Origin of the sequence: Dawidia soli (genome assembly GCF_018598185.1) — a bacterium.
GTDB lineage: Bacteria > Bacteroidota > Bacteroidia > Cytophagales > Cyclobacteriaceae > Ohtaekwangia > Ohtaekwangia soli.
In genome coordinates this window covers 1-12,885 of the sequence record NZ_JAHESC010000086.1, presented here as the reverse complement: position 1 = coordinate 12,885, position 12,885 = coordinate 1, and the positions used below count along the sequence as shown (strand labels likewise).

The 12,885-nt window shown below is 56.0% G+C and carries 10 protein-coding genes; 6 read left to right on the top strand and 4 right to left on the bottom strand.

Annotated features, from left to right (window positions below; all coding sequences use genetic code 11):
• Positions 1–2,187, bottom strand: a 2,187-nt coding sequence (locus KK078_RS29700; protein WP_254094555.1) for a glutaminase domain-containing protein, incomplete at its 3' end; no start/stop codon positions are given.
• Positions 2,188–2,302: 115 nt separating this feature from the next.
• On the bottom strand, positions 2,303–3,049 hold the full coding sequence (locus KK078_RS29695) for an SGNH/GDSL hydrolase family protein (RefSeq protein WP_254094553.1): 747 nt from the start codon (positions 3,047–3,049) through the stop codon (positions 2,303–2,305).
• A 135-nt stretch (positions 3,050–3,184) separates the two neighbouring features.
• Here KK078_RS29695 and KK078_RS29690 point away from each other — a divergent pair, with 135 nt between their 5' ends.
• The 3 genes from KK078_RS29690 to KK078_RS29680 all read left to right on the top strand — a co-directional run bounded on the left by KK078_RS29690 (position 3,185) and on the right by KK078_RS29680 (position 5,532).
• Positions 3,185–3,478 carry a hypothetical protein gene (locus KK078_RS29690; RefSeq protein WP_254094551.1) on the top strand — a complete coding sequence of 98 codons (294 nt, stop codon included), beginning with the start codon at positions 3,185–3,187 and terminating at the stop codon, positions 3,476–3,478.
• On the top strand, positions 3,475–4,134 hold the full coding sequence (locus KK078_RS29685) for an ATP-binding cassette domain-containing protein (RefSeq protein WP_254094549.1): 660 nt from the start codon (positions 3,475–3,477) through the stop codon (positions 4,132–4,134). The genes KK078_RS29690 and KK078_RS29685 overlap by 4 nt, the downstream gene beginning before the upstream one ends.
• A 471-nt stretch (positions 4,135–4,605) precedes the next feature.
• On the top strand, positions 4,606–5,532 hold the full coding sequence (locus KK078_RS29680) for a hypothetical protein (protein WP_254094547.1): 927 nt from the start codon (positions 4,606–4,608) through the stop codon (positions 5,530–5,532).
• A gap of 14 nt (positions 5,533–5,546) precedes the next feature.
• Here KK078_RS29680 and KK078_RS29675 read toward each other — a convergent pair whose 3' ends face one another.
• Positions 5,547–6,959, bottom strand: coding sequence for an NHL repeat-containing protein (locus tag KK078_RS29675; protein WP_254094545.1), 1,413 nt, complete (start codon positions 6,957–6,959; stop codon positions 5,547–5,549).
• Between the two features lie 387 nt (positions 6,960–7,346).
• Positions 7,347–8,831 carry a MocR-like pyridoxine biosynthesis transcription factor PdxR gene (pdxR, locus tag KK078_RS29670; RefSeq protein WP_254094543.1) on the bottom strand — a complete coding sequence of 495 codons (1,485 nt, stop codon included), beginning with the start codon at positions 8,829–8,831 and terminating at the stop codon, positions 7,347–7,349.
• Positions 8,832–8,919: 88 nt separating this feature from the next.
• Between pdxR and KK078_RS29665 the strand changes: the two genes are divergently transcribed.
• From KK078_RS29665 to KK078_RS29655, 3 genes are all read left to right on the top strand, one after another.
• Positions 8,920–9,321: a DoxX family membrane protein gene (locus tag KK078_RS29665; RefSeq protein WP_254094541.1), complete on the top strand. Its 402-nt coding sequence runs from the start codon at positions 8,920–8,922 to the stop codon at positions 9,319–9,321.
• Between the two features lie 3 nt (positions 9,322–9,324).
• The gene (locus KK078_RS29660; RefSeq protein WP_254094540.1) at positions 9,325–10,116 is read left to right on the top strand and encodes an MBL fold metallo-hydrolase; all 792 of its coding nucleotides are present in this window, start codon (positions 9,325–9,327) and stop codon (positions 10,114–10,116) included.
• 113 nt (positions 10,117–10,229) lie between these two features.
• The gene (locus KK078_RS29655; RefSeq protein ID WP_254094538.1) at positions 10,230–12,761 is read left to right on the top strand and encodes a beta-L-arabinofuranosidase domain-containing protein; all 2,532 of its coding nucleotides are present in this window, start codon (positions 10,230–10,232) and stop codon (positions 12,759–12,761) included.
• The last annotated feature ends 124 nt before the right edge of the window (positions 12,762–12,885 follow it).

The following is a 12,885-nucleotide window of genomic DNA, read 5'->3' as shown; positions in this document are numbered from 1 at the left end:
CAGGTTATACTTCTGGCTCCAGGTGCCGGGCTGGTCGAACGTGAGGCGGTAGTGATCGCCGTCGTTGGCCATCTTTACCCACTCCTGGGCCATGCGCGCCGCTTCGTCCTTATACAGCTTGGCGGTGTCCTGCTTGTTCAGCATTTCGGCCAGCATACCATACGAAGCAATGCCCATGATCGCCTTGATCGACAGGTTGGTGTTGTGTGCCAGGTGACCGGCAAAGTCGTCCGTGCAAAGCTGGTTTGCCGGATCGAGTCCGTTCTCACGCAGGTAGCCGGCCCACGTCGTCAGCACCTTCCAGTGTTCTTTCGCATAGTTGGCGTTGCCTTCGCGTTTTGCAATCGCGCCGGCCAGCACGAGCATGTTGCCGCACTCCTCTACCGGCATGTCCTCACCATAAGTCTGACCGTTGGCCAGCGGATACGTACCTACGTCGTGGGCCGCAAATGGCTTCTTCCACCGACCGCTTTCCGAATAATAGAAGATCGGGTTCATCATGCCTTTGAGCAGATCCGGGTTGTATTTCAGGAACAGCGGCGCCGACGGATACGTCACGTCTACCGTACCGATCGAGCCGTTGCTGAAGTTCTCCTTCGACAGGAAGAGAATGTTACCCGACGAATCTTGTGTCAGCTTATGCGCGGCGATGGATTGGCGGAACGCCAGGATACAGATGTCGGCGTATTTCTTACCACCGGCTTGCAGCGCTTCCTGGTATACCTGTTTGTCGAACGCATCGCACTTTTCTTTTACTTCCTGGTAGTCGGCCTGCGCTTCGTTCAGGATGTCGTCGATCGTGGCGTGCTTCGTTTGTTTCCACCAGGCCGGACGGTTGTCGCCGAAATATTGAATGGATGATACGTCGTCGTAGGCGATCATAATATAACCCGACGTTGCCTTCGAGCCTACTTTGCCCAGGTTGTGTACATAGCTCATGGCCGGTGTGCTTTCCGTCAGCTTCGCCTTGGTCTCGCCGGCACTGGCGGCGAGGTCGCCCTGGCTGCTGAACTGCTCTTTCGCAGCGATAGCCGATGTGCCGATGCCCAGTTTCGCTTGCGCAGGCAACGCCGACGCCAGGTAAACATACCCCCAGTCTATGCGTACATTGTCACCTTTGCGTTTCAACACCGGCTGCTCGGTAGTACCGGCGCGCACATACGCTACGCTACCGGCCTTGCCCTCGTTTACGACAACCTCCTGGCTGGGGCTGTTCACGGCCCAGCTCGGTGTCATCTCAAAATATACTTCTACGGCGTGGTCCTTGCCGTCGGCCGACGTCACACGGTAATCTACAAAGCTGATCGGACGCGACAACAGGTTGAGGTCCGTCGGCAACAGCGGCGAGCGGAAAGTCACTTCCAGGCCTACTCCGCCGCAGGTAAAGGTATACCGGGTTTGGGTCGCTGATACCGACACGTTCTCCTGTTTGGCAGCTTGCTGAAAAATCTCCGGCTGCGCAGAGTTGGTGTACAGGCCAAAATCTACATACGCTAGGCCACCCGTGTTTTTACAATGGGCGGCAATCGTGTTGGGACCATCCTTGCGCAGCAGCGAAGCATCGATCTTCTGGAGTATATCCATGCGCGCGGCGGCACCCGTGTTCACGATCTCCTGGCCGTTGAGGTACAGCTCGAAGTTGTCGTCGTGCGAATAGATCAGGTAGACCGCGCTATCGAACTCCGACAGCGTGAACGTGCGGCGCACCCAGATGTCGTCCGTGTCCCAGATAGCGGCGGTGGCATTAAAGTCCTTTGTACCAAAGGCCGCTTTGCCGGTTTTCCACCCGGTAGGTTTATACTCCGGCTTTTCCCAGCCGGCCGCGGGCGCTTTTGTGGTGTACTGGCCCTCCCAGGGCTGATCCTTCGCCATCGGCACGAGGGCCTTGAGCGGATATTTTTCCTTGCCCAGGAAACGATACACCGCACCGTCTACGCGCACGGCACCCGTTAACGCATGGATTTCGCCCGTCCAGTGGCGCACGGCATCGTCATACAGGTTGTCGGCCATGGACCAGGCGCTGGTATACGGATCGATCGTAACCAACGGATAGGCCGGGGCACGAAGCGTGGTGAATGGTGCGGACCCGGGGTCCGCGGGAGTGGTTGTTTTGGATTTGTCGCAGGATGTTAATCCCAACGTCAGGCAGCACAAAGCCGCCCATACATACTTCTTTTGGTAGCTCATCAGTTATGTTTTGTGGTAGTGCAAAGTAAGAAGAACACCGAACTTTTGCAGCCTGTACTGACAACTTCATTCGTTTGAATGCAAATAATTCGCGGGTTAATACGGTTAACGCGGGTTAGCGTAGTTGCCCTACACGCTTGCTAACCTGCCGCAGCCATTCACGTGCCATCAGCTCGTGTCCCGGCACCGTGGGATGTATACCATCCCAGATCCAGTAATCGGCCGGCGCTTTTTTACAAGCATCCTGAAATACCTGTTGATATCCTACAAAGACGGCGTGATAGCGCGCCGCCAGTGTACGTACAACTGTTTGGCGCTTGCCAACGGCGGACTGCCACGCCGACAAGTTTTCTTTTACCGGCCCAACGGGTAGTATAAACGGCTCTCCCAGCACAAGTACGGCGTTGGGCAATGCCTGCCGCGTAGCGGCCAGCAGTGTTGAATAGTGCTCGCCGAAGTTGCGGCCCTCGGGATCCTGTTGATCTCGCAACGAAAACAACACATCGTTCACGCCGATGAGGATGCTCACCACGTCGGGTTTTAGGGCAAGTGCCTCAGCCTCCCAGCGTGCAGCCAGGTCGGTAATGGTGTTGCCGCTTATACCTTTGTTGATGAATTTGAGATTCCGCTCCGGATGATCCGCACCCAGCCGGCTGGCAATGCTGAAGGCATAGCCATGGCCCATGATGTGGTTCGGATCGTCCGTCCGCCCGCGATTGCCATCGGTAATAGAATCACCCTGGAAAAGCACCGTAAAAAGCTGTCCGTCACCCGGCGGTACATCGTGGCCAAAGAAATGGCGCGGCAGCGCGGCCGTAGCAAGCGTGGCCTGGTGTAAAAAAAGCCTTCGGGTAAGGGGCATCGTGGTGGCGTCTAAAGTTTGCCCTAATATGAAATAATTCGGCGATCAATAAAAACCATCCATCCGTATTTACCCGGAAGGCGTCGACAGAACGCCCACTATAAAATTGGCATATACTTTGCCTCTTCAGCCGTTATGGCTGCTATCTTTACCTTCTATCAAAACTTTCTTTACCCGTCCGCTGCCGTCAATCTGTATTGTTGCTACGTGATCATCGACGAGGGTTCGGGCTGGTACGGACTGGCGTTGTTCTGGCTGAAGGTCTTTACCATTCCCATGCTCGGTGCGTTGTTCCATCTCTCCCGCGCCGAACGGCTTCATTTCTTTCATAACCTCGGATATTCCACACACCGGCTATATACCCTTACGGCATTGTTTGACCTGGGCATCTGGCTTCTTCTCGTCATTATAACCGCACAGCTCGTATGAACGACATATTGGAATTTGATGGCATCGAGCTCCAGTATGGCGCACGTACGATCCTTTCGGGTATATACATGAAATGCCCGGTAGGCAATATCATCGGCATTCTGGGGCGAAACGGCAGTGGCAAGTCCAGCTTGCTCAAGGTGGTGTTCGGCAGCCTGCGCGTACCGGTCCGGTCGGTACGGGTCAACGGACAATACCTCGCCGGCGACTATATGAAAAAACGTATCATCGCCTACCTGCCGCAAGAGGACCTGATACCGCCCAACATGCCGTTACAGCGGGCACTGCGGTTATTCGATGTCGACAAACGCCATATCCTGGAATACTTTCCGGAAGCGGAACCCTTTTTATCACTCCGCTCCCGCGAGCTCTCCGGCGGCTACCGCCGCATCATCGAAGCGATCATGATCCTGCATTCAAAAGCCACCTTTTGTCTATTGGACGAGCCGTTCACCGGTGTCATGCCCGTACACATCGAAGTGCTCCAACACGTATTGGCGCAGGCAAAAGAACGAAAAGGGATCATCCTGACCGATCATCTTTACCGCCAGGTATTATCCACAGCCGATCATCTGTATATCCTGTCAGACGGACGCACGTTCGCCGTAAAAGATCCCGAAGACCTCGTCGCGCGCGGATACGTTCACGCGCTATAAACCTGCACGAACTGTTTAGCACCTGGCGCAAGTTTGAGCGCCAAGCGTTAGCGCAGGCGCGGAAACTTGTGCCGGGAACTGTAGGCAGTTTGCAACTGCCGTCTCCGGACGAAGTCGGAATAAGTCTGACAGGAGTGATATAGCCGTGGTATAGCCGTAAGATAGCGCTCTGATACGGGTATGGTGGGGTAGCCGCACCCCACCATACCCGTATCAAAGCCATACCAAAGCCATACGTAAGCCGTACATACAGTATGGAAACCTTATACCTTCCCTATAAACCCTTCGTTCGTCGCCAAAGTTATCCACAAATTCCCCAAAAAATATGCACCGGTAGCTGCCGACATAAAATATCATTCGGACAAGCACATTCGAAACATGCAAGCCTTTGGTGCTATATTTTTATATACGAATAATTCCGTTGTTTTTACGTCTACCCTTCCCGATATTGTTCTATGAACGAAAAATAACATGGCAAAGCAAAAAGGGCCCATTATTTTGGAAGGTCCGATGGGAGAAGATGTATACTATATCGATCCCAAACACGGCCCCCTGAAACGTCGGAAGACCTCGGTTAACGCTGAGCGGATCCGCAAGGATGCCGCGTTTGTGCGTGTGCGTGAAAACAACAACGACTTTCGCAGGGGCGCAGCCCTGGTGAAGGCTATCCGCGCAGCGTTTCACCCGATCTATGCGCCGCTAGCCGACCAGCGTATGACCAGTCGGCTGACCAGCGCCATCATGACCGCCATTCGCGCGGATAACACCCACGCCCCCGGAAATCGTTCCATTTTGTACGGCGATATCACTTCCTTGCAGGGGCTCGATTTTAATAAGGAATCCTCTATCACCAGGCTCCTGCGGACGCCCTATACCGTCGCGCCGGGGGAAGTTCAGGGCACCACCATTACATCGTTTAAACGCGTTGTTCCCGCACATCATCTCTACACACCCGCTGGTGCCACCCATTACCGTATGGTGAGCAGTGTGGCCTGGATAGATCCGGCCACGGGCCGCTATGCCGTACACACCGCAACCAGCACCGCATTGCCGGCAAAAGGTAACGTGCCGGTTGACATATCCGTGACAAATGCACTGTCCGCCGAACACGGCACGCTAAGGCTGCACGTACTGGGCATCGAATTCCTGCAGGAAACAAATGGAAATCTTTACCGGCTCGCGAATAAGAATTTTCACGCCCTGACACTGGTGGGGGCTGAAATAGTGCCGGCCAGGGTGGTGCGCAAGAGGAAGAAACACCGTACACAGCGACCGGTCACTTTTTTAGAAAGACACTTCCGGCGGCCTGCAGACCGCGCGGGCATACCGCGCAGACTACAATCCACATCAAGAAGCTGGCAACGGAGTAAGCCCGAATCTCCCACCGACTCGGGCTAACCCCATTCGCCGTTTTATTGTCCGGTTACAATCTTGCCGGCCCAGCCGGTGTTACTCCGGAAGGTAATAATATCATCAAATACTTCACCGGGGATGTTGTCCTCGAACAAAAAGGCACTGAACCCGTTTGAAAAGATATCGTGTTCACTTTCACTGCTTTGCAACAAATACACATTCCCTTTGCTATCGACTGTCATGGACATGTGGCTATCGTGCGCACCAGGCGAAAATTGCCAGAGATCGTACATGTGCAGGGTCGACACCTGCGTATGCTCGGCGTTGATGATCCGAATGCCTTTGTTACCACGATCGTACACATAGAGTACGCCATCATCACCGATGGCGATGCCGGCTAGAGTATTAAAACGTGCATCGGCAACAGCGCCGTCGCGATTGCCGGCTTCCGTAGACCCAGCCAGCGTCGTAACCACGCCGGCAGGCGTGATCTTCCGGATCCGGTTGCTGTCGGCAACGTAGAGGTTGTCTTGCTCGTCAATGACAATGCTCTGAATTGTTTGGAAGCCGGCGTGGACGCCCGTTCCGTCGGCGTTACGATCTTCATCACCCCCCGCAAAGCGCGTGATCAAACCGTTCGTGATTTTCTGGATATAGGGTCTTTCATGTTCTACCGTAAACAGATTGCCTTTTGAATCGCTCGCCAGACCGGACACCCAACCCAGCTTGCCGCGCTCGGACGCTTGCGTGTAAAATGCCGGTGTATAGCTAGACTGGGTCAACGTACTGGTCGGAACCTCCACGACGTCGCTCAGCATCGGTCCATCAATGTCCGTGCGCAAAAAAAAGTAGAGTTTCTCTCCGTCTCTGCTAGCCGCAATCCCGGTGCCACCGTATGTATAGTCGATACGCCCCGGATCATAATTAAACTCCGTCCGATTGAGTGTTGACCCTCTCAGGTTAAAAACAGCGTAGTGTATGTTTGTCTCCGTGCTGAATCCTGCATATCGGAGCGTTTTTAGGGCCTCATCCGTACCCTCGTAGAGCGCCATAACATCGTTTTGCAGCCGCGTCATGCCAGTCCCCAGGAAGTATCCTTCGAAAAACACCCGTACATACTGCTTATTATAGCGTAGGGCCGGCCCCGTAATTTGTTCGTTCTCCTTGTTGGATAACACCAGGTGCCCGGACCCGATCCGGGGCGGCACCACGATACGATGGGTAACATAACCATCTTTCTCCTCGAGAATCCACTGATCGAGCACCTTATCGTTAAGAATCAGACGATGGTAAAATCCATTAAAATTCTTGATCTTAACATCGAGCGTATCTCCCGCATAGACATCGATAGCAGCGTCTGCACCCTCGAATTCCACACCCTGTAAAGATCCGGGATTTTCTTCCGATGAATCGCTACACGAAGACAAGGCGAACACCATCAGCGCCGCCAGAAAAAGTACATATTTATGCATAAAAACGTTGGATAAAGTTACAACGGCGCAAGTTACATCCGGCCTGCTGACGCCACCGCGGAATATACACGCAAAACATACGTAGCACAGTCCGATAGCAGCGTCATCCGTGTCAACGATGGATGAATCACCCCGGCCCTATGTCCGCACCGTCCGGATCCGAAAAAAACATATCCCGGGTATACACTGTCCGCCGTCAAACACAACCTATCGTTGCCCCACACAACCCAATGACCACTGGTACGAGCCATGGCACAAGACACGCTGACCGCAGGCGCTCACCCGTCGGCTACTTCCGGCTCCCTCGGTCGCTACTCCTTACCGCGGGTTCATACAAAAAAAGTTTTTTGAAAGATTTACAGTACATGGCCCCGAAAAGGAGACACCTCACCCACGCACCGCCTCATCACGCAACACCGCCTTCAAAATCCCCACAGCCTGTTCCTGCTCCTTCAGATTCAACGACGCAAACCCTAATCTCACCGCATTATACTTAATCTTATCCGTGTCGTAACTCGTCCCGTCCTTTATAACAAGTCCCTTCTCCAGCGCCCGAGCTGACACCTTCTTCAGATCGGCATGGAACCGCGCCCAAACCGACATACCACCATCCGGCACGGTGAAATCAATATGATCGCGCAATTCCGTTTGCAGCAGGTCGCAGAAATGATCGCGACGCTCGCGGTATAATTTGACGGATTTCTTAATGTGCCGTGTAAGCGTGCCGTCGCGGTACAGCTCGGCAATAGCGTGTTCCATAAAGCTGTCGCCCTGGGTGTCGACCATCTTGCGAAAGTACGTGGCGGTTTGAATAAAGTCGGCCGGCGCTACGACAAAGCCGAAGCGCACCGACGGAGCAAACGTCTTGGTCAGCGTACCGACATAAATAACATGCCCCCGGCTGTCGTGGCTGACCATGGGCATGATGGGGCGGCTCGCATAGTGAAAGTCATAATCATAGTCGTCTTCCAGGATAGCGAACTTATACATAGCCGCCAGGTGTAACAAGTGCATACGCCGCTCGGGCGACAGCGTTACCGTGGTGGGGTTGTGATGGTGGGGAATGACATAGAGCAGCCGGATCTTTTTCTTTTTACATAGCCGCTCCACCCGCGCCGTATCGATCCCTTCGGCATCGACGGGAACTTCGTTCAGCCGTGCGCCTAGTTGCCGGAACGTAGTGTCGGCCATGTCGTAGCCGGGAGTTCCGACAATGACATCGTCACCAGGCTTTAAGATGACCGAGCCGGCAACGAATATCCCCATCTGTGCGCCTTTCGTGATGAGTATATTCTCGGGCGTCACCGCCAGACCCCGCGTATCACATAAAAATTCGGCCAGCGTTTCCCGCAGGGGCAATGTACCCTGCGCGCCCCCGTACTGCAGATACTTCCGGTTGGCTGTACGACGGGAAAGATTGCGGATCGTGGCACCCAGCGCGTCGATGGGCGCCAGCCGGATGTCGGGAAAGCCGTCGTTGAAGATCAATTTCCCGGTGGACGGGAAGTTGGACGTCGCGATGGGAAGGATCCGTTTTTTGTCATAGCTGAACCCCGCGGCTGCGGGAAAGCCGGCAGGTAGGGGTTGCCGCGTGATCCCCGTCGGCGCGAGCAGCGGCGGCACCGCCTTGACGAAAGTCCCCTGGCGCGCGTGCATCTCGATCCAGCCCTGCGCGTCGAGCTCCTGGTAGGCCGCCACAACCGTCATGCGGTTGACGTGCAGCAAATCGGCCAACCCGCGTGTGCCGGGCAGCTTTAATCCCTTGCGCAGCTTGCCCTGCCGGATGCCCGCGATCATGGCATGGCTGATCTGTAAATATACCGGCTGCGGCGACGTATGGTCGATCGCGATCAGTTCCTGTAACAGTTCCATAAACTGGATGAGGTGATTTGTTAAAACTGGATTATTTTGACCATCCAGTAAACATATAGCTTTGAGGCGTAACATTCAACGAAATCCTATGCAACAACTCCTCTTACGCCTGGCGTTATCCGCCACATTCCTTTCCGCCGTCGCTTCGCGGCTCAGCCTCTGGGGCGCGCGCTCGGGTGGCTGGAAAAACTTTCTGGACTATACCGCCCAAACATGCTCGTGGGCACCGGCCGGCTGGATCCCGTTCCTGGCCGTCACCGCCACCGCGCTGGAAATCACCTTCGCCCTGCTGCTGTTCGTGGGCTATCAGACACCCTGGGCCGCCCTGGGCAGCGCCGTGCTGACTTTCCTCTTTGCCGTGTCGATGGCCTATTCGTTCGGCCTCAAAGAGCCGCTGGACTACAGCGTCTTTGTATTTTCCGCAGCAGCCTTGCTGCTGGCCAGCCTGAAAGACTTTCCCTGGAGCATCGATCAACTCTTAACCCACTAACCCATGAACCCTCAAACCATTTGCAGCACCTGCGGCACGTATTATCCGAACGATCGCATACCCACGCTTTGTACGATCTGTAACGAAGAGCGCCAGTATATACCCGACGGCGGCCAGCGCTGGACGACCACCGAAGAACTGCACCGCAAGCACAGCATGAAAGTGACCCGGCTCCAGGAAAACCTGTACGAGCTGGAAGTCAATCCCACATTCGCCATCGGCCAGCGGGCGCTGCTGGTACTCTCGGAACAGGGCAACATCCTGTGGGATTGCATCCCTCTGCTCGACGAAGCGACCATCGCCTTTATCCAGGCACACGGCGGCTTGCGGGCCATCGCGTTCTCCCACCCGCATTATTATAGCAACATGAACGACTGGGCCGAAGTGTTTCAATGTCCCGTATATATCCACCGGCACGACGCCATGCACATCGTGCAACAAGGGCCGTTTGTCCACCTGTGGCAAGGCGACGAACTGGCATTGTGGGATGGCATGAAGCTGTTACTCATCGGCGGGCACTTTGAAGGCAGCACCATTTTGCACGTGCCCTTCCTGTCGTCCGCGGGCAGTATTTTATGCGGTGACACCGTGTTCCTGTCACCGAGCAAAAAACATTTCTCGGTACAGCGCAGCTATCCCAACAAGATCCCGCTGCCCGCGCACGAAATGCGGCGCATCACCGCACGGCTGGAGGCGATTCCCTTCGACGCCTTCTATGGCTATATCAAAACGCAGAACCTGTTTGAGAACGTAAAATCCATCCTGCACGACTCTATGCAGCGCTATTTCGCTTAGGTACACCAAAAATGCCATTATTCGCTCTCATACCCCGCACTCACTCTGTTTCCCCTGGCAGGCGTTTCGTCTTGTGAAATAAAAGTGTAAACTAGCAAGACAAAACACGCATCATGAGATCGAAGACCATTGTCCTGCTGGCCTGGGGCTGTCTGTGGCTGTCCACGGCGCACGCCCAGAACAAGAACTATGTTTCCAACCGGGCACCCCTGCAACCCACGCCATTTGTAGCCCTGCCGTTGGGCAGCATCACTCCGAGGGGCTGGCTGGCCACGCAGCTGGACCTGCAAAAGGATGGTCTTACCGGCCATGCCGAAGCGCTGTATGCCGAGTTGCGATCCGACGCCGCCTGGCTGGGAGGCACAGCCCCCGACTCCGACTGGGAGCGCCCCACGTACTACCTGCGCGGACTGGTCGGCCTGGCATACACCCTGCACGACGCCGAATTAAAACAACGCGCGCAAAAATGGATCGACTGGGCGCTCAGCAGCCAGGCCGCCGACGGCAGCTTCGGTCCCACGACCAACAGCGACTGGTGGGCGCGAATGCCCATGCTCTATGCCCTGTGCGACTACCACGAAGCCACCCATGACGCACGCGTCATTCCCTTCCTGACACGCTACTTTCAATACCAGCTGGCAGCACTCGACCGCCGCCCGCTGAAAGAATGGGCCAGCGCCCGCGCCGCCGACAACGTCGACGTGATCTTCTGGCTCTACAACCGCACGGGCGACGCCTTCCTGTTGCAACTGAGCGCCAAGATCAAGGAACAGGCCTATAACTATACCGACATCTTTTCGCAGAATACGTTCCTCACCGACTTTCACGGCGACTTCTTCCCCAAGCACGGTGTGAATGTGGCGCAGGCCTATAAATACGGCCCCGTGTTCTACCAGCAAACACACAACGCAAAAGATAAGAACGCGTTCTTACAGGGCATCAGGAACCTGGAACCGTATCACACCCACATCACCGGCATGAACTCCTGCACGGAGTTCCTTTCGGGCAATGCATCGATCCAGGGCGTAGAGCTTTGCAGCACCGCAGAACGTATGTTCTGCGACGAGATCGCCATGCGCATCCTGGGCGACGCCACCATCGGCGACGAGCTGGAAAAGATTGCGTTCAACCAGTTGCCGGCGGGCATCAGCCCGGACTTCCGGCAGCACCAGTACTATACATTGCCCAACCAGGTGCAAAGCAAAGACGGTCACAACGGCTTTGGCCAGGACTATGCAAACGGCGTGGTGCCCGGCCCCTATTCAGGCTACCCCTGCTGCCGCTTCAACCTGCACATGGCATGGCCGAAATATACCCAGCACTGCTGGATGGCCACCGCCGGCAACGGCCTGGCGGCGACCGCATATGCCCCCAGCAACGTACAGGCCAAGGTAGCAAACGGCATACCGGTGACGATCACCGAAGAGACCGGCTATCCTTTTGAAGAGCAGATCCGGTTTACCATAGCCATCGACCGCGCCACGTCCTTCCCGCTTCAACTGCGCATCCCCGCCTGGTGCGCTAACCCCGTGGTGAAAGTGAACGGCAAGGCGCAGAAAGGCGTCACTCCGGGTACATATTATACCATCACGCGTACCTGGAAGAACAACGACAAGGTTGTGCTCGACCTGCCGATGACGCTGCAGACCTCCACCTGGGTCAACCACTCCGTAGGCATCGAGCATGGCCCGCTGGTATATACCCTGCAAATGGAAGAGCAATGGAAACGCAAGAAAGAGCACACCTTCGACGGTATCGACTTCAGCGAATATGAAGTGCTGCCCGCAAATGACTGGAACTATGGGCTGGTGATCGACCCGAAGGCGCCGGCCAAAAGCATTACCGTAGAACGCACCGCCATGCCGCAGAATCCGTTTCGCCCGGAGACGACCCCGGTGCGGCTAAAAGTAAAAGCGCGCAAGGTAGAAGGCTGGGGCCTGGCGGCGAACGGCGTACACGCCGCAGAGCCACCGGTCAACGCACAACCTACCGGCCCCGAGCAACAGGTAACCCTCGTGCCGTTTGGCGCACAACGCATCCGGGTCACCTATTTCCCATTGGTCGGCGCCGCGGTCACACCGGCACAACAGACCTTCGCCGATCCCTTTACTGCCGATGGTAAAAATCCGTGGGTAAACTTCGGCGGAGGCTGGCAACAAACCGGCGGCAAATACTACTCCGAGTCGTATAATATTGATGGCGCCAAGTCGGTTGTCACGACCTCCAACTTCGACAACCTCACGATGGATGCAACGGTCACGATCCTGAACGACGCCACCGAAGGCGGAGTATTGTTCCGGACATCCGTTCCCACCGTAGGCGTCGATGCGTACAAAGGATACTACGCGGCCATCAGCACAAAAGGCAGTCTGATCCTGGGCAAATCGAACAACGCCTGGCAGTCGCTGCAGGAGATCCCCGCCACGATCACCAAAGACAAAGCATACCACCTGCGGGTCGTCGCCCAGGGCGACCGCATCCAGGTATACCTGGACGACATGACGACACCGCAGATCACAGTAACGGATGCGACGTACGCTTCCGGCGCCATCGGCCTGCGCCAATACAGCGGCACCGATACCAGCGACCCGTCCGGCAAGACGGTGATCTACGAAAAGGTCTCGGCACAGCGCACCGGCCGCTAGCCTGCGCCGCGTCGGGGGGGGGGCTGGGGACACGAGGCGCCCCCCCCGGGGCCCCGCGGGCGGGGGGGCCGCGCCCCCCGCAGAGGCACGACTGGATGGTAGGCGGGAGCCCGCCCCCCCCCCC

Bases quoted from the DNA above. Each gene is read 5' to 3' on its own strand.
- KK078_RS29695 (WP_254094553.1), bottom strand. From the start codon at position 3,049: ATGCCCCTTACCCGAAGGCTTTTTTTACACCAGGCCACGCTTGCTACG.
- KK078_RS29690 (WP_254094551.1), top strand. From the start codon at position 3,185: ATGGCTGCTATCTTTACCTTCTATCAAAACTTTCTTTACCCGTCCGCT.
- KK078_RS29685 (WP_254094549.1), top strand. From the start codon at position 3,475: ATGAACGACATATTGGAATTTGATGGCATCGAGCTCCAGTATGGCGCA.
- KK078_RS29680 (WP_254094547.1), top strand. From the start codon at position 4,606: ATGGCAAAGCAAAAAGGGCCCATTATTTTGGAAGGTCCGATGGGAGAA.
- KK078_RS29675 (WP_254094545.1), bottom strand. From the start codon at position 6,959: ATGCATAAATATGTACTTTTTCTGGCGGCGCTGATGGTGTTCGCCTTG.
- pdxR (WP_254094543.1), bottom strand. From the start codon at position 8,831: ATGGAACTGTTACAGGAACTGATCGCGATCGACCATACGTCGCCGCAG.
- KK078_RS29665 (WP_254094541.1), top strand. From the start codon at position 8,920: ATGCAACAACTCCTCTTACGCCTGGCGTTATCCGCCACATTCCTTTCC.
- KK078_RS29660 (WP_254094540.1), top strand. From the start codon at position 9,325: ATGAACCCTCAAACCATTTGCAGCACCTGCGGCACGTATTATCCGAAC.
- KK078_RS29655 (WP_254094538.1), top strand. From the start codon at position 10,230: ATGAGATCGAAGACCATTGTCCTGCTGGCCTGGGGCTGTCTGTGGCTG.